This window comes from Nonomuraea muscovyensis (assembly GCF_014207745.1).
Lineage (GTDB): Bacteria > Actinomycetota > Actinomycetes > Streptosporangiales > Streptosporangiaceae > Nonomuraea > Nonomuraea muscovyensis.
In genome coordinates, this window is record NZ_JACHJB010000001.1 from 146148 (window position 1) to 162243 (window position 16096).

12 protein-coding genes are annotated in these 16096 nt (G+C 73.0%); 3 read left to right on the forward strand and 9 right to left on the reverse strand.

Annotation, left to right across the window (positions count from 1 at the left end):
* Positions 1–15: 15 nt before the first annotated feature.
* From FHU36_RS00695 to FHU36_RS00720, 6 genes are all read right to left on the reverse strand, one after another.
* Positions 16–1245 carry a TIGR02679 family protein gene (locus FHU36_RS00695; RefSeq protein ID WP_312891379.1) on the reverse strand — a complete coding sequence of 410 codons (1230 nt, stop codon included), beginning with the start codon at positions 1243–1245 and terminating at the stop codon, positions 16–18.
* Complete coding sequence (locus FHU36_RS00700) at positions 1242–5297, reverse strand: TIGR02680 family protein (protein WP_185081877.1); 4056 nt, start codon at positions 5295–5297, stop codon at positions 1242–1244. The genes FHU36_RS00695 and FHU36_RS00700 overlap by 4 nt, the downstream gene beginning before the upstream one ends.
* Entirely contained in the window at positions 5294–6484 is a 1191-nt protein-coding gene (locus FHU36_RS00705) for a TIGR02678 family protein (RefSeq protein WP_185081878.1), read from the reverse strand. Before FHU36_RS00705 ends, FHU36_RS00700 begins: the two co-directional genes overlap by 4 nt.
* Positions 6477–7976, reverse strand: a complete 1500-nt coding sequence (locus FHU36_RS00710; protein ID WP_185081879.1) for a TIGR02677 family protein — start codon at positions 7974–7976, stop codon at positions 6477–6479. Before FHU36_RS00710 ends, FHU36_RS00705 begins: the two co-directional genes overlap by 8 nt.
* A gap of 197 nt (positions 7977–8173) precedes the next feature.
* Positions 8174–9154, reverse strand: coding sequence for a hypothetical protein (locus tag FHU36_RS00715; RefSeq protein ID WP_185081880.1), 981 nt, complete (start codon positions 9152–9154; stop codon positions 8174–8176).
* Between the two features lie 49 nt (positions 9155–9203).
* On the reverse strand, positions 9204–9719 hold the full coding sequence (locus FHU36_RS00720) for a CGNR zinc finger domain-containing protein (protein ID WP_185081881.1): 516 nt from the start codon (positions 9717–9719) through the stop codon (positions 9204–9206).
* A 26-nt stretch (positions 9720–9745) separates the two neighbouring features.
* Here FHU36_RS00720 and FHU36_RS00725 point away from each other — a divergent pair, with 26 nt between their 5' ends.
* Together FHU36_RS00725 and FHU36_RS00730 are read left to right on the forward strand one after the other, a co-directional pair.
* Positions 9746–9919, forward strand: a complete 174-nt coding sequence (locus FHU36_RS00725) for a hypothetical protein (protein ID WP_185081882.1) — start codon at positions 9746–9748, stop codon at positions 9917–9919.
* A gap of 66 nt (positions 9920–9985) precedes the next feature.
* On the forward strand, positions 9986–11758 hold the full coding sequence (locus FHU36_RS00730; protein ID WP_185081883.1) for an AMP-dependent synthetase/ligase: 1773 nt from the start codon (positions 9986–9988) through the stop codon (positions 11756–11758).
* Between the two features lie 121 nt (positions 11759–11879).
* Here the strand turns inward: FHU36_RS00730 and FHU36_RS00735 are convergent, their stop codons facing one another.
* The 3 genes from FHU36_RS00735 to meaB all read right to left on the reverse strand — a co-directional run bounded on the left by FHU36_RS00735 (position 11880) and on the right by meaB (position 14027).
* The gene (locus tag FHU36_RS00735; protein ID WP_312891380.1) at positions 11880–12308 is read right to left on the reverse strand and encodes an acyl-CoA thioesterase; all 429 of its coding nucleotides are present in this window, start codon (positions 12306–12308) and stop codon (positions 11880–11882) included.
* Entirely contained in the window at positions 12305–12952 is a 648-nt protein-coding gene (locus FHU36_RS00740; protein ID WP_185081884.1) for a TetR/AcrR family transcriptional regulator, read from the reverse strand. Before FHU36_RS00740 ends, FHU36_RS00735 begins: the two co-directional genes overlap by 4 nt.
* A 115-nt stretch (positions 12953–13067) precedes the next feature.
* Complete coding sequence (gene meaB, locus FHU36_RS00745; RefSeq protein WP_185081885.1) at positions 13068–14027, reverse strand: methylmalonyl Co-A mutase-associated GTPase MeaB; 960 nt, start codon at positions 14025–14027, stop codon at positions 13068–13070.
* A gap of 123 nt (positions 14028–14150) precedes the next feature.
* On the opposite strand from meaB, the gene FHU36_RS43970 reads away from it, so the two are divergent.
* A complete protein-coding gene (locus FHU36_RS43970; protein ID WP_246501894.1) occupies positions 14151–16010 on the forward strand; it encodes a serine/threonine-protein kinase in 1860 nt (619 codons plus the stop codon).
* Positions 16011–16096 lie beyond the last annotated feature (86 nt).

Here is a 16096-nt window from a genome sequence, read left to right on the forward strand (position 1 = left end):
GGGCCCGCACCCCGGTCACCGCAGGTCGCTGATCAGTTCCGTGAGGAGCCGCTCCTCCATCACGGCCCGTCCGGAGGCCGTCATGCACCGCGTCAGCTCCGGCTCCCACGGGCTCGGCACGGCGGCGCCCTTCAGCGGTTCGGACTCGCCCCGGCCCAACGCCTCCTCGTAGGTGAGCGCGTCCATCCGCCACGGCACGGCACCGTAGCGGGCGATGGCCGCAGCCGTGGTCCGCAGGCCGGTCCAGTCGAAATCGCCCCGCCATCGCACCCGTCCGGCGAAGCTCTCCAGCAGCCGCGCACAGGCCAGTGAGGGGACGCCTTCGGTGCAGATCAGCGGCGCGGTCGTGGTCCCCACCGCCGCACGCAGCACCGCGGGGTTCTCGCACACGTACACCTCGGGCGAGGTGGCCCGCAGCGGCATGGCCACGAGCTGGTGCAAGGTAATGCGGAACGGCGTGGCGTGGTCGGCGGCCGAGGTCAGCCACTCCGCCAGCGGCGAGCCGGTCGCCCGGATCCCGAGCACCAGCACCTGGCTGGCCAGGTCGTCCACGATCACCCCCGCCGACTCCCAGAGCTCGCGCCGTTCGCGTGCCGAGCTGGGCACGGGAGTGCTCTCGCGGGCGGCCAGAGCGCGCATCACCAGCCTGGCCAGCGGCGTCCCGGACAGCGCCTTGGTGTCGCCGGTGGCCTGCTCGGCCAGCACGCTGACAGGCAGGGTGGCGGCGGGCAGCAGGTCGAGCACCGCACGCGCCCGGCGGATGAGCGTCCCGCCCTGGCGTACGGCCTTGGTCAGGGTGCCGTCGGCGCGGAGCGCCGAGACCCACGCGTCGAACCACGGCTCGCCCGCATGCCGGCAACCGGCGAGTACGGCATGCAGTTCGGCCCTGGCATCCTCCTCCCGGGCACGCACGTCAGCGCGGACCGGCACGGCTCCGGTCAGGGCCGGCACCGCTTCCCGCAGGTCGTCGCAGATCCCGGCACGGGCGAGCACGGACTCCAGCACCCGCGGGTCGACGCTCAGCGTGCCGCTCCCACCACGATCGCGGCGGCCGAGCAGGGCGGCGACGGCGCGGCGCTCGGTGTCGGTGGGTTCGCGAAGGATGAGGGGAGCGTAGAGGTCCCGGCCGTGTTCCAGCCGCTCGGCGAAGCGGGCCACGACGCGGGCGAGTCCGGCCGCGCCCAGGGTGCGCCGCAGCCGCGCCGGGTCGCTCACCACAGGCCGGCCCACCGCCGGGTCGCTCACCACAGGCCGTCTTCCTCCGGCTCTCTCACTTCAGGCTGGTGCTTCGCCGGGTCGCTCGCCACGGGCCGGTCCTCCGCCGGCTCGCGAGGAGCACGGGCGGAGGCGTCGCGCTCGACGGTCTCCGCGCGGACCCCGTCCCACTCCCAGGTCGTCACATGGACCGCGTCGATGCCGTCGCGCCGGACGAGCTGGTGGGTGGCGATGCCGGGCACGGTGGCGTAGAACCCCCACTCGCGTTCGCTGGTCATCGCCACGTCCAGGTCGAACGTGGTGAGCAGGCCGAGGCACTTGGCGCGGGCGTCGTCGTCCACTCCCGCGAAGGCCTCGTCCAGCGTCACCAGGCGCGGCGCGTGCGGATGCGCGGAGCGATAGTGCGAGGAGGCGGCGGCGAACAGCGGCAGCGAGACGGTCAGCACCCGCTCGCCGCCCGAGGCCGGCCCGGTGGCCGGTCGCCAGCGGCCGTCCTGGTAACGCTCGATGACGAAGGTGTGCCACGCGCGATAGTCCAGCGCCCTGCGCAGGTGCTCGGCCCACGTGCCGTGCGGGTCCTTGGCACGCTCGGCCTCGATCTGGGCCTGCAGGAAGTCGGCGACCGCGGCCCGGTCGGCGGGCGACCACAGTTCGGCACCCTGCCGCAGCAGCCTCGCGCGGGCCTCCGGAAGCCCTGCGGGGGCGTCCTTGTCCGGCAGCCAGGACATGCGCAGCCGCATCCCGGTCGACGTGGGCCGCTCCTCCAGCTCCTTGTTCATCTCGGCGACCTGCACGTCGGCGTCGGCGATGAGCTGCTGTAGGTGTGCCGCCACGTCGTTGACCAGGTGCTCTTCGACGATCTCGCGCTGGCGCGCGGTCAGGGTCCGCTCCCGGTAGTCGAGTTCGGCCGACAGCAGCGCGGTCAGCTCGCCCGGCGGGCGTTCCTTGCCCTGGAACTGGATCGTCACCGTGAACCAGTCGGACAGTCCGGCGACGGCGTGGTGTCCGTGCCGGGTGAGCGCCTCGGACAGCTCGCTGTAGCGGCGCGTGATCTCGTCCTGGACCCGTCGCCACGCCTCGTCGGAGTCGTCGACCTCGGAGAGCGACTGCTCGACGCGGCGCGCGAGCCGTACTGCCGGGTCGGGCGCCCATGAGCCGGGCTGCTCCATCCGGCAGGCCACCTCCAGCAATCCGGTGTCGGCGAAGCGGCGCAGCGCGTCGATCGCCTGCTCGCGGGTGGCCACGGCCTCCGCCAGATTCGTCTGGAGCTGCTCCTGGCGGCCTTCGGCCTTGGCGCGGGCCGTGACCGCGTTCCTGTGCGCGCCGTCCAGGCGTTTGATCTCGGCGGTCAGCTCGTTGATGCGGGTCTTTGTGACGGCGAGGCGTTCGCGCAGCTCGTCGACCGAGGCGCCGATGGCCTCCCGGAGCGTGTCCAGCCTGGCGCGCTCCTGCGCCGCCCGCCTGGCGGCCTCGCGCTCGCCATCCTCCGAGCGGCGCAGCGCGTCTTCGGCGATGGCCAGTTCCTCGGCCCACGTCCGGACCTCCGCCAGCCGCGCGGCATGCGAGCGTCCGGCCGCCACCAGTTCGGTGAGCGCCTGCCGGTAGGTGGCCAGGTCCTCCCTGACCTGGGCCAGGTCGCCGGGGTCGGCGGGCAGGCCGAGATCGTCCGCGGCGCGATCGCGGTCGGCTCGTGCGGCGGCGAGGTCGTCTTCGGCCCAGCGCACCTGCTCGGCCTGCTCCTCGACGGCGGTGCAGGTGTCGGCGTGCCGTTCCTCGGCTCCGCCGAGGGCGGCGTGCGCCGACCTGACCTGGTCGTCGAGCGGATGATCGGTCAGCTCGGCGGCGAGCGTGTCCTGGCGCGCGGTCAGGGCAGCGACCGCCTGCCGGGCGGCGTCGACCTGCTCTTCGGCCGCGGCGATGAGCGTCGCCAGTTCGGCCAGCCGCCGCAACCTGGCTTCCTCCCGTGTGGCCGCGCCCACGTATTCGGCGTCCGGCTTGGCCCAGGCGCCGTGCAGCGGCCCGAGCCGCCACCGCCCGTCGGAGCAGACGTAGGTGCCCGGCTGCTCCCCCCATCCGATACCGTCCAGTACGGCGCGCGCCGCGTCGTCGCCGGTGACCAGCACCCGGCTGAGCGAGGCGCCGACCGGCTCACCGGGCAGCGCGATCACGTCGTGCGCGTGCGGGTCGAGCAGCCTCCCGTCCGGAGTGACCCAGGCATCCAGCAGGCCGGAAGCTTCGAGCGCCGCCTCCAGTCCCGCGCGGTCGCGGGGGCCGACCTCCTCCCGGAAGTCCACCAGGGCCCACAGCGGCGCGCCAGGCTGTCCTTCCCGCACACCTTCACCGCGCGTGTACGGCACGCGCGGCCGGGCGAGCTCACCTGCGGCCAGCCGGTCGCGTTCCGCGGCCAGCTCGTCCAGTTCGGCGCGGCGTTGCTCCAGGCGCTGGGTGGCGGCGGCGACGGCGTGCGCCAGTTCGCGGGCGGCGCGGTTGCCCGCCTCCCGCAGGGCCGCCTCGGCCGGATGCGGCCCTGCCAAGGTCTGCGCCCAGCCGCTCAGGTCGAGGTCGTCGGGATGGGGCAGGGCGATCTCGCGCAGGCCGAGGCCGTACTGCCGCCAGGCGCTCACGTGCGCGGCGCAGGCCGCGGCCACCTCGGCGCGGGTCCGCTCCAGCCGGTCCGCCGCCCGGTCCCGTTCGCCTTCCCGCTGGACGAGCAGGGTGCGTGCGGCGACGACGTCCCGCTCGCGGGCCGTGGCCGTCTCGGCCAGCTTGGCCACGTGGGCGACGGCCTGTCCGCGGGTGTCCACGGCGGCGCGGGCGCGGGCTTCGGCGGCCGGATCGGTGAGCGCGGCCAGCAACTCTCCGTGGGCCGTGGCCAGGCCGGCGCGTTCGGCCGGCGGCGCGGCCTCCCGGGTACGGGCCAGCAGCGCCTGTTCGGCGAGGCCGGCCTCGGTCACCGCTTCGGCGTGCTTGCCGCGCCGTTTGGCCAGGGTGGCCTGTGCCGTCTCGACCGCCGCCACGGCGGCGGCCGCCGCCTCGTCCGCCTCGTCGGCGTAGCGTTCGGCGGTGTCGAGGTCCTTGATCCGCGTGTCCCCGGCCAGTTCTTCCCGTACGGCCTGCTGCTCGGCCAGCAGTGTGGCCGCCGTCTCCAGGCGTTCGGCGCTCTCGTGCTCCTCGCGGGTGGCCCGCGCGATCGACTCGGCGACGGTGGACAGATCACGGTTGACGTGTTCGTAGGCCGAGTGCGCCAGCCGTACCCCTCGGCTCTGCCTGCGCGCGGCGACCGCCGCGTAGCGCTGGTAGCGGGACAAGAAGCGGTCCACGTGGTCGCGGGTGTCACGCAGCGCGGCCAGTTCGTCGCGCTGCTGCTCCAGGTCGTGGAAGGCGGCGGCGACGTCGGCGATGAGCGCCTGGTCCATGGGAGCGAGCGCCTGCGAGAGGGCGCCGGACAGCTTCTTCTCGTCCGGCTTCTTGGTCAGGTGCGGCTGCCGGAGCTGGATGAGCAGGCTGACCAGCGCCTCGTAGCGCTCGACCCCCAGATGGAACAGGCGCTCGTCCAGCAGCCGCCGGTACGCCGACGCCTGGGTGACGACCTGGCCGCGCGTGCCGATGGCCTCGGTGAGGCGGTCCTTCGTCAGGACGGTCCCGTTCGGCCCGATGAGGAAGAGTTCGTCCCCTACCCGCCGGTCGGTGACGAAGAACCACCGGTCGGCGATGCCTTTGCCCTTGACGGCTTTCAGCCCGCATCCCACGGTGAGGAAGACCTGCTCACCGTCGCCGGCCACCCGTCCGAACTCCAGCCAGGTGTACCCGGTCCGCTCCTCGTAGCGCCCACCGAGCAGCAGGTTCCACTCCATGCGCTTGGCCGGGTCGCCGTCGGGCTCCACCCGGCTCGGCGACAACTCGCCGTCCAGCAGGAACGGCAGCGTCAGCGCCAGCACCTTGGACTTGCCCGTGCCGTTGTTGCCGCGGAACAGGATCCGGCCGTCGCGGAACCGGAACTCCTGGTCGTCGTAGTAGAACAGATCCACGAGCCCGGTACGCAGCGGCTGCCAGCGCGCCGTGATGGCGGTGGGGAGGCTCATGCGCCCTTCTTTCCGGTGATGGTCGGCTCGCCGAAGCCGAAGCGGGCCAGCGCGGGGAGAGGGATCAGCGACTCGCCGCGGACGTGGATCAGGCCCAGGGCGTCCAGGCGGTGGATCGCGCCCACGGTCAGCTCGGCCGCCGAGGCGTTCTTGCGCCACAGTCCGCGATGCCGTACGGCAAGCCGCTCCATCTCCGCCCTGGCCGCGGCGACCTCCACCGGAACGTCCGGGTACATCCGCAGGTGTTGAGCCAGGAAATCGGCGAGCAGGAGGGTCGCGTGACCGTCGGTGCCCTCTTCGGGCATGCCGAGATCGGTGGCTTCCCTGGTCGGGTCGAGCAACGCGATGCCCTCCGCCCGAACCTCGGCGACGAACCCGGTGCCCTCGACGAGCCGCTTGAGCAGCGGGCCTCGCTGGCGTTCCAGGTAGGCGCGTTCGGCCTCGGTCAGCTCCCGGTAGTAGAGCACGGGGTCGTCCAGCAGGCGGCGGGTCAGCGTGTGGCGGATCAGCCGGTTGCGCCCGTCGTCGGTGTCGGGCAGTACGTCCTCGGTGATCGCGACCAGCCGCTCGTGCAGCTCTCCGGCCTGGACAGTGGACGGCCCGCGCCTGGTCACCAGCAGGACGGCCAGCACCTTGCGGTTGACGTCGTAGAGCGCGTCGCCGGAGCCGCTGACGAACGCCGCCTCATCTCCGGCGACCTTGCCGAGCACGCCCTCGTTGATCAGCAGCGCCGCGACGGTGGCCAGGTCGGCGCGCTCCTCGCGGGTGCCGAGCGTGAACACCATCCCGGCCTCGACCAGGCCGGGATCACCGGCGATGGCCAGCATCCGCTCTGCCAGCCAGCCCAGCGTGACCTGCCCGTCGGCACGTTCCAGCACCGCCAGCGCCAGGCATGCCAGGGCGTAACGGCGGCGGCTGAACGGGACGTTCTTCTTCACCTGCGCCGAGCGGGTGCCGTCGCCGTGCCTCGCGGGGATCTTACGGAGCCTGGCCACCGCGGTGTCGGCATGCAAAGTCCAGCCGGTCTCCCGGGCGAACCAGTCGGCCAGCCAGCCCTGGTGGGTACGGACCAGGCGGAAGTCCGGATGCGTCGGGGTGAGCAACGGATGGCGCAGCAGCGCGCGGACGGCCCGGCGCCGGCCTTCCTCCCTGTCGGCGTCGAGAACGTCGCGGAACTCCTCAGCCATGCGCTCCCGCCACCCGGTCGATGATGGTCAGTTCGTGGTCGGGGCCACGCAGCACGCCTTCTTCGGTGCGGATCTCCGCCCAGCCGTCTCGTGGCCGCAATCTGATCTCCAGCGCGCCGTCGGCGGTCCTGGTCGTCACCTCGCCGGGGCCGAGCGCCAGCGCTTCGCCCAGCAGCCGCAGGAACAGGCGGAACTCCACCGGATCCAGCTCGGGGAAGGCGCTGAGCGGCGTGGGGCGGCCGGTGGCCAGGCGCTTTCTGGCCAGCTCGGTCTGCTCACGCTCGGCGGCCACGAACGCGGCCAGTTCCTCCCGCTCCGCGCTACGGTCGACGACCTTGCGGGGAGCACCGCGCTTGGCGTAGTGGCCGGTGGCGCGCAGCCGTACCGAGATCTCCGCCTGCGGCGCGTCCAGCCAGCTCGTGGTGGAGGTGACGGAGTCGTCCTCCTCGGCCTCGACGGTCAGGTGCCGCGCGGAGGTGAGCCCGAACGCCGCCCGCCACAGCCGGTGCGCGTCGGCTTCGGTAGGGGACTGCGCGAACCATCGCGCCAGCGTGCGGAAGTCGGCCGAGCGGTCGCTGCGCCCGGAACGCCGCTCCTGCAGCACGCTGATGGTCGCCAGCAGGTCGGGAATCGCCTGCCGGGTCCGCATCCGCAGCAGCTCGGCCTGGCAGGGATGCGTGCGGTCACCGACGAACCACGACCGCAGCCCCGACCAGCGGTCACGCCACTCGGCCAGCTTCGCCGCGGCGGCCTCACCCGGCCGATCCTCCTCACCCGGCGCGACGTCGGCCGCCTCGCGCTCGGCGGCCAGCCGCAACAGGTCGTCCACATGCGTCAGCCTACGGATCATGTCGGCGATGTCGAACGCCTTGACCACCAGCTCGGAGACGAACCGCTCCAGGTAGGCGATGAGCCGGTCCTTGTAGGCCAGGAACGCCTCTTCCTCGACATCCTGCAGGTCGATCGTGCGCTGCAGGCCGCCCATGAACGCGCTGGCGTTGGCCGCCAGGCTGTCCAGCCGGCTCATGATCTCCAGCAGCAGGTTGTGCACGACGGCCGGATCCTGCTCACCGTCCATACCGGTCAGGGCGTGCAGGCGCACCCTGATGTCCTCCAGCGCGACCGCCTGCAGCTCGCCCCTGCGGCCCAGCTCACGGTCGAACAACTCCAGCGCCCGCTCGGCGGCTTCGCCTTCCCGGCTGAGCTGGTAGAGAAAACGGGCGCGGTAGAAGTCCTCGACCGTGGTGACCCGGCCGGTGTCGGGGTCGGCGCGCAGGTTGTCCCACTCGTCCAGCTTTTTCAGCGCCTCGTCCACCTGCGCCTGCGTGACCGCCTCGCCTCCGTCGGCGTGCAGCTCCTCCGCTATGTCTTCCGGACGCAGATGCACCACGAAGCGGCGCTTGTTGGCCAGGAAGACGGCCATGATGCGGCGGTAGAGGGAAGCGTTGGGGGCGGAGAGGTGCGCGAAAACCTGTGTACGCGAATGAGACATGACTATTGGTCAGTATTCCAGCACCCAGCGACGTACGTTATGGATTTCCCGCGGCTCGCCGAGAAGGGCCCCACGAGATGGCCACCCTTGGCCGCCATCGTCGACTGCCGCGTCACCTGCGCCATCTGCCACCCATGACCGCCGTCGCGGGGGGGCGGCGGTCGCCGCGATCCGTTCGGATCGCGGCCGAGGCGCGGTCAGGACGGGAAGTCCTCCGGGTCCACGCCCGTGGTCTTGGCGTTGCCGCCGCTGATCGCGTGCAGGGTGATCCGCCAGTCGTGCCAGCGGATCCGCGTCGCCGTGTACGTGGTCTTGAACTTCACGGTCTCCTGGAACCGCTCGAAGCCGCAGTCGCGGGTGAAGGCGCGGCTCTTGCCGTCCCAGTCGACGCCGTGCGTGAAGTAGATCTTGTAGCTGCCGTCGCCGACGCCCTGGATCTTGTACTTCGCCTTCTTGCGCACGTACACGCTGAGTGCCTTGGTCTTGCCGCGCACGAGCGTCACCACCGCGTCGCGGCTGTCGCCGTTGTGGATCTGCAGCGAGCTGCGGCCGCCCAGGCCGCCGCGGCGGATGAACGTGCCGTTGCCGAGCCGTCTCGACTGCTTGTTCTTGGCCTTGACCGTGACCACGTCGGCCGGGTAGTCGCCGGCGTCCTGCAGCGCCTCGCCGGCCTTGTCGAGCGCCTTGAGCTGGTCGTCGAGGTCGGTCAGCACGGCCGAGGAGGTGCACAGGTCGCGGCTGCCGACCTTGCCTGCGGCGGCCGAGAGGCCGGTGGCGAACTCGCGCAGGCTCGACACGTAGGCGTCGTGCTGCGGGCGCACCTGCTCGGGCGGGGACAGCGCGGCCAGCGCGGTCGCGGCGCCGTCCAGCTCCTCGCCGGCCTTCTCCAGGCGTGAGTTGAGCGACTTCACCGATCCGGCGCCGACGACGCTCTTGAGCGCGCCGGCCATCGCCTTGTGCCGGGGTTCGAGCTCGCCCTTGTACGCCTCGGGCGCGAGCGCGCTCACGCTGGGCGCGGCGGAGGCCGACGGCCCGTCGGCGGAGGGCGCTCCCGGCCCGCCGGCCATTCCGCCGGCGGTGGGCGAGCCGCCCGACGGCCCGGAGGCCGTCGCGGAGCACGCGCTGAGCGTCAGGGTCGCGAGTACGAGCGCGCAGGAGATCATCCGGGGGGCAGCCATCAGCCACACTATCGCCCGATTGATCCCTAGTCGTCAATTCGGCTGCCGGCTAGGAGCCCCTTGCCCGGTGGGCAGCCACGTTGACCCGGTTGGCGCAGGCCAGGGAGCAGAACCTGCGCCGCCCGTTGCGCGAGGTGTCGACGTAGACCGTGTCGCAGCCGGACCTGTCGCACCGGCCCAGCCGCCTGCCGTCGGAGAACGAGATGGCCATGGCCAGCCCGCCCGCGGTGGTGTCCTTCGCCCGCGAGACGATGTCGCCCTCCGCCGAGGAGAAGTGCAGGTGGGGCGCAAGGCCGTCGTGGTTGCTCACGTACGGCTTGGTCGCGCTGATGTCGAGCAGGCCGTTGACCAGCTTGATCTGCGCGTCCGGGTCGGCCTCGCCGAAGACCGGGTCGAGCAGCCGTGCCCACTCCCCCAGCTCGGCGGCCTGGGCCGCGTCCAGCGCGGTGCGGACCATCTCGTGCTCGACCAGCAGCGGCTCGATCGCCTCGGGGGTGAACTCCCCGGCGTTGACCAGCGCCGCCGAAAGGGCCGCCCCGTTGCCGCCGTAAGCATTGAAATGCATAAGGCCATTACATCAGATTGGAGTTCATGCACACCGGCCCGCTCCACGACCCGCTGTCGCTCACCGTCGTCTCCTGCCACCGCACCTCCGAGGGCGTCGTGTCCTACCTGCGTTGCGGGTGCGGCGCCTGGGAGGTGCGCACCGCCGGCCCGCACGGCGCCGTCACCACGCTGCCTCGTTCCGTTGCCGACACGTGTTGATCAGGACATCGACTCACGGCCCGCGATCGTCCTAGAGTCGGCAGCATCACTCCCAGGAGGACAGGCATGTCGAGCATTCCCTCCCTGCTGCGCGACCGCATCGCGGCCACCCCCGACGCCGAGGCGTACCGGACACCGTCAGACGGCGGCTGGACCTCGGCGTCCTGGCGAGAGGTGGGCGAACGCGTCCGTGAGCTGGCACTCGGCCTGGCCGCCATCGGCGCCGGCCCCGACACTCGGGTGGCCCTCCTCAGCTCCACCAGGCTCGAATGGATCCTCGCCGACCTGGCGGTGCTGTCCACGGGCGCGGCCACCACCACGATCTACCCGTCCAACACCGCCGCCGAGTCGGCGTTCGTCATCACCGACTCGGGCAGCACGATCGTCATCGCCGAGAACGACGACCAGGTGGCGAAGATCAGGTCGGTGCAGAAGGAACTCCCCGACGTGACGAAGGTCGTCGTCATCGACGGCACCCCCAGCGACGACGGCTGGGTGGTGCGCTTCGACGCGCTGCCCGGCCTGGGCGACGGCGAGCGCGACTACGACGCGATGGTCGACGCGATCCCCCAGGACGGCCTGGCGACGCTGATCTACACCTCCGGCACCACCGGCCGGCCCAAGGGCGTGGAGCTGACCCACGACAACTGGCTCTACACCGGCGGCGCCGTCCGCGAGCTGGGGCTGATCTCCCCCGACGACCTGCACTTCCTGTGGCTGCCGCTGTCGCACTCGTTCGGCAAGCTGCTGGAGGTCGTGATGATCGACATCGGCGTGCCGACGGCGATCGACGGCCGCCTCGACAAGATCGCCGAGAACCTCGGCGAGCTGAGGCCGACCCTCATGGCGGCGGCTCCGCGTATCTTCGAGAAGATCCACAACACGGTGACGGCGACCGTGCGCCGCGAGGGCGGGCTCAAGCTGCGCATCTTCACCTGGGCGCGCGCGACCGGCCTGCGCGTGGTCAAGGCCCGGCAGCGCGGCGCGGCGATCCCGGCCACCACCCGCCTGGAGTACGCGCTGGCCGACCGGCTGGTCTTCGCCAAGCTGCGCGAACGCTTCGGCGGGCGCATCCGCTACTTCATCTCGGGCGCCGCGCCGCTGTCCCAGGACATCGCCGAGTTCTTCGACGCGGCGGGCCTGACGATCCTGGAGGGGTACGGCCTGACGGAGTCGTCGGCGGGCAGCTTCCTCAACCGGCCCGAGACGGTGCGGTTCGGCACGGTCGGGCCGCCGCTGCCGGGCACGCAGGTGCGGATCGCCGACGACGGGGAGGTGCTGATCGGCGGGCGCGGCATCATGCGCGGCTACCACGGCCTGCCCGAGGACACGGCCGAGGCGCTGAAGGACGGCTGGCTGCACACCGGCGACATCGGCGAGGTCGACTCCGAGGGCCGGCTGACCATCACCGACCGCAAGAAGGAGCTGATCAAGACCTCCGGCGGCAAGTACGTCGCGCCCACCTATCTGGAGGGCCGGATCAAGGCCGCCTGCCCGTACGCGTCGCACGTGTTCGTGCACGGCGACCGGCGCAACTACTGCACGGCGCTGATCACGCTCGACATGGAGGTGGTCCGGCCGTGGGCGCAGGCCGAGGGCCTGCCGCTCGACGCCGAGGCGCTGCGCGAGCACCCGCGCATGCGTGAGGAGGTCGAGCGGGCCGTCGCACAGGTCAACGCGGAGGAGGCGAGCTACGCGACGGTCAAGAAGTTCGCCATCCTGGCGGAGGACTTCAGCGTAGAGTCCGGCGAGCTCACGCCCAGTCTCAAGATCAAGCGCAAGGCCGTCGAGACGCGGTACGGCGACACGCTGGACGGGTTCTACGACCAGCCCGCGTAGCGCGACACGCCGGGGCGGGCACGCGAGGTGCTCGCCCCGGCCTCCCGGCGGCGCGGGGCCCGCGCCCGCGGGCGGCCGGCCAGGCACGGGCCGCCGATAGTCGGTGGGCCCGGACCGACGGTCAGGCCAGGGACGGGGCACGCAGCAGCGGCTCGGCGGCGGCGCGGGTCTCGGCGGTGAAGGGGGTGGGGCGCAGGGTCGCGGGATCAAGGTTGACGTTGACCCGGTAGCCCTCCGCGTGCGTGGTGGACCGGTCGGCCGACAGGATCTGGAAGCCGTAGACGCCGCTGGTGCGCCCCAGCTTGTCCATCCAGAACTCCACCAGCACCTCCCCCGCCCCGGCGATCGGCGCGCTGTAGGTGATCTTGAATTCGCGGACGGCGAGGAAGACGTCCTTGAAGCGGGACACCGCGGGGTCGAAGTTCCATCCCAGTTCCGCCCAGTACGCCGAGATGGCGCGCTCGACGAGCAGGGCGTAGCGGGAGTTGTGCAGCAGGCCCATCGCGTCGAGGTCGTCGAAGTGGATGTGCACGGGGCGGGTCTGGGTCACGCGGGGTCCTCCGGAAGCAGGGACGGGTCGATGGCGAGGGCCCGCAGCCGCTGCAGCACGGCCCGGCGGGCGCGGGTGTAGGCGAGGTCGTGGCCGAGCAGCCGGGTGTGGATGACGGCGGCCTCGCCGAGGGCGTCGATCTCGTACGCGAGCTGGGCGGCGTCGGTGCCGGGCGGCAGCTCTCCGAGAGCGACGGCCTCGGCCACCTGCCGCTCGATGAAGCCGAGCCAGTCGGACACGGCCTTGGCGATCCGGTCGCGCACCGGGCCGGGGTGGTCGTCGAACTCGACCTGCGCGACGAAGAAGAAGCAGCCGCCGGGCAGCACCGATGCGGCGTAGAACGCCAGGCGCGCCTCGTGCAGCGCCACGAGGCGCCGCACGCCGGGAGGCTCCCTGAGCGCGGGCTTGACGATCCACTCGGTCCACTGACGGCCGGCCCAGTCGACGGCGTCGAGCTGGAGCTGCTCCTTGTCGCGCCAGTGCGCGAAGAACCCGGACTTGCTGACCCCGGCGGCCTCGGCCAGCCTGCCCAGCGTCAGCCCGTCGAGCCCGTGGACCGAGGCGAGCGCCACGGCCCGCTCCAGAATCGCCTCCCGGCTCCGCTCCCCGCGAGCCCGGCGACCGTCCGTCTTGGTGTCGGCCATGCCCGCGACTATACACGACCGACCGGTCGTTCTTTTTTGAGCCCCGAAGCCTTTCCTGGCCCGAAGACCCGCACGGCGGCGCGGGGCGACGCGGCGGCAACGCAGGCCGAGCGGGTCAGGGGCGTTTGAAGGCCGACAGGAGGCGGTCCGCGGCGAGGGCCGGGGTGAGGGTGCCGGCCAGGACCTCCGCCTCCACCTGTCCGGCGATGGCCGCCACCTCCGGGTCGTTGCGCAACTCGGCCAGGAGACGGTCGTGGACGAGCGTCCACGTCCACTGGACCTGCTGGCGGCGCCGCTTGGCGGCGAGGTCGAGCCCTGCCTGGTGTTCCAGGACCTGCTCCCACAGCTCGGGCAGGCCGTCGCCGGTCTGCCCGCTACAGGTGAGCACCGGCGGCGGCACGGTGTCGGAGCGGAGCATCCGCAGCGCCCCGGCGAGCTCGCGCGCGGCCTTGCGGGCCGCGAGCCGGTGCTCGCCGTCCGCCTTGTTCACCGCGATGACGTCCGCCAGCTCCAGCACGCCCTTCTTGATGCCCTGGAGCTGGTCGCCGGTACGGGCGAGCGTGAGCAGCAGGAACGTGTCGACCATGTCGGCCACCGCCGTCTCCGACTGCCCGACTCCGACCGTCTCGACGAGGACGACGTCGAAGCCGGCCGCCTCCACCACCACCATCGCCTCCCTGGTGGCCTTGGTGACACCGCCCAGGGTGCCGGAGGTGGGCGAGGGCCGGATGAACGCCGACGGGTCGGCCGCCAGGCGCGACATGCGTGTCTTGTCGCCGAGGATGCTGCCGCCGGTCCTGGTGGAGGACGGGTCCACGGCGAGCACGGCCACCCGGTGCCCCCGGCCGGTCAGCAGGACGCCCAGCGCGTCGATGAACGTGGACTTGCCCACACCGGGCACCCCCGAGACGCCGACGCGCCGGGCCCTCCCGGCCAGCGGGGTCAGCTCCACGAGCAGGCGCTGGGCGAGCGCGGCGTGGTCGGGCCTGCTGGACTCCACCAGCGTGATCGCGCGGGCGATCCAGGTGCGGGAGCCGTCCGTCACACCCCGGACGTAGTCGTCGAGCGACCGCATGCGAGCCCTCCCTTCCCGCATTCCCTGCCGACGTTGATCATCTTAACTGCCGACATGTCACGAATTTTGACGCTAAGGTGCTGCAGGTCCGCCGTCCCTGTCGTCACAGGAGTCACTCCCCTCATGCCCAACGCCGAACCTCTGCGCGAGGGCGACCCGGCATCGGTGGGACCCTATCGGCTGGCCGGTCGCCTGGGCGTCGGCGGTCAGGGTGTCGTCTACCTCGCCCAGGCGCCCAACGGGGCGCCGGTCGCCGTCAAGGTGCTGCGCGACGGCGTCACCGGCGACGAGCGCTTCGCCGAGGAGATCGCCGCCGCGCGCCGGGTCGAGCCGCTGTACGTCGCCCAGGTCCTCGACGCGGGCGTCACCGGCCGGCCGTACGTGGTGACGGAGTACGTCGACGGGCCGTCGCTGCGGGAGGCCGGACCGCAGGCGGGTGCCGACCTGCAGCGGCTGGCGGTGGCGACCGCGACGGCGCTGGCCGCGATCCACCGGGCCGGCCTCGTCCACCGCGACTTCAAGCCGGCGAACGTGCTGCTCGGCGCCGGCGGGCCGAGGGTGACCGACTTCGGGCTGTCGGCCGTGTTCGACGGCGGCGGGGCGGCCACCGGCGGCCTCGCGGGCACGCCCGCGTACATGGCGCCGGAGCAGTTGGCGGGGCACCCCGGCGGGCCCGCGGCGGACGTGTTCGCGTGGGCGGCGGTGATGGTGGTCGCGGCCACGGGGGTGCCGCCGTTCGGCGACGACTCGCTGGCGGCGGTCGTCGGGCGCATCCTGCACCAGGAGCCCCGGCTCGGTGGGCTGCCGAAGCCGCTGCACCCGGTCGTCGCGGCCTGCCTGGTCAAGGACCCCACCGCCCGCCCGGCCATGCGGGACGTCCTGCCGCGCCTGCTCGCCGACCAGGACCCCGACCCGTACGCGACTCCCCCCGCCGCCGCCCTCCCGGCCGAGGCGCCCCACCGGCCCCAGCCCGCGTCGCGGACGGCCACGTCACCCGGAACGCCGCCCGACGCGTCACCGACCCCCGTATCGCCCGGTGTGCCGTCCGCCGCCCACGGACAACCCACGGCCCCCTTCGAGCCCGGCTCTCCGGAGCCCGGCCTCTGGCACAGCCGGGAAGCCGATCCCCTCCCGCATCGGGCCGCCGCCCTCCCGCGCCGGGATCCGGCGACCGGGTCGCAGACCCACGACTTCGCGCCCCGGCTGGACGGCCGCCCGCAGCCCGGCCCCCAAGGACCGGCGCCCTGGCAGGACCGGGCAGCCGTGGCGACGGCGCCGGGGGCGATGGTGTGGCCGCCGCGGGACGCCGCGACGGCCTCACCGGCCGAGGAGCCGTGGCAGCCCGAGGAGAGCGACCGGCACCCCGCCGAGCCCGCGCCGAAGCGGCGGCGGGGGAAGACCGTGGCCATCGCGGGGGCCTCCGGCGTGTCCGCCCTGGCGCTGGCGGGCGTGATCGTCTGGCTCACCCCGACCTCGCCGCAGCCCAAGTCGCAGTCCCTGCCGAGCGCCTCGGCCGAACCCTCGTCGGCCGCCTCCCGTGACGCCTCACCCACGCAGCGGCCGCGCAGGACGCGCACCCCCACGCCGGCGGGCACCGCCGACCCTTCGCCCGGCGACGCCTCCCCCACCGGCACGGGCACGACCGACCCCACCGCCACGGAGGCGGCCGACCGGCTCAGGGTGGGCTACCTCCGCGCGACCGGCACCCCGAACGGCGACTGCTGGGCGGGCGGCCAGGTGACCCCGCGCGCGCTGGTGGTGCGCACGGGCGGGCCTCTCACGTTCAGGTACGCCTGGATCTACGACGGCACCATGGTCGGCCAGACCTCGGCCACCGTCGCGCGGAACGGCAGGCTGGCCCTGACCGCGCCCCGCAGCCTGGAGAGCGCGGGCGGGACCCACAACGTCACCCTGCGGATCACCTCCCCCGTGGTCCGCCAGCGCACCCTCTCCGTCACCCTCTGCGAGCGCGAGGTCCCCTGACGGCGGCGTGACGGCGGGGTTCGCCCCCTCGCCATCACGGGCGTCCGGGACGCGTCCGTCCCGCGGGCTCGATGGCGAAAACCTTC

Bases quoted from the DNA above. Each gene is read 5' to 3' on its own strand.
- FHU36_RS00710 (WP_185081879.1), bottom strand. From the start codon at position 7,976: ATGTCTCATTCGCGTACACAGGTTTTCGCGCACCTCTCCGCCCCCAAC.
- meaB (WP_185081885.1), bottom strand. From the start codon at position 14,027: ATGCGGTCGCTCGACGACTACGTCCGGGGTGTGACGGACGGCTCCCGC.
- FHU36_RS00725 (WP_185081882.1), top strand. From the start codon at position 9,746: ATGCACACCGGCCCGCTCCACGACCCGCTGTCGCTCACCGTCGTCTCC.
- FHU36_RS00730 (WP_185081883.1), top strand. From the start codon at position 9,986: ATGTCGAGCATTCCCTCCCTGCTGCGCGACCGCATCGCGGCCACCCCC.
- FHU36_RS00715 (WP_185081880.1), bottom strand. From the start codon at position 9,154: ATGGCTGCCCCCCGGATGATCTCCTGCGCGCTCGTACTCGCGACCCTG.
- FHU36_RS00700 (WP_185081877.1), bottom strand. From the start codon at position 5,297: ATGAGCCTCCCCACCGCCATCACGGCGCGCTGGCAGCCGCTGCGTACC.
- FHU36_RS00720 (WP_185081881.1), bottom strand. From the start codon at position 9,719: ATGCATTTCAATGCTTACGGCGGCAACGGGGCGGCCCTTTCGGCGGCG.
- FHU36_RS43970 (WP_246501894.1), top strand. From the start codon at position 14,151: ATGCCCAACGCCGAACCTCTGCGCGAGGGCGACCCGGCATCGGTGGGA.
- FHU36_RS00740 (WP_185081884.1), bottom strand. From the start codon at position 12,952: ATGGCCGACACCAAGACGGACGGTCGCCGGGCTCGCGGGGAGCGGAGC.
- FHU36_RS00705 (WP_185081878.1), bottom strand. From the start codon at position 6,484: ATGGCTGAGGAGTTCCGCGACGTTCTCGACGCCGACAGGGAGGAAGGC.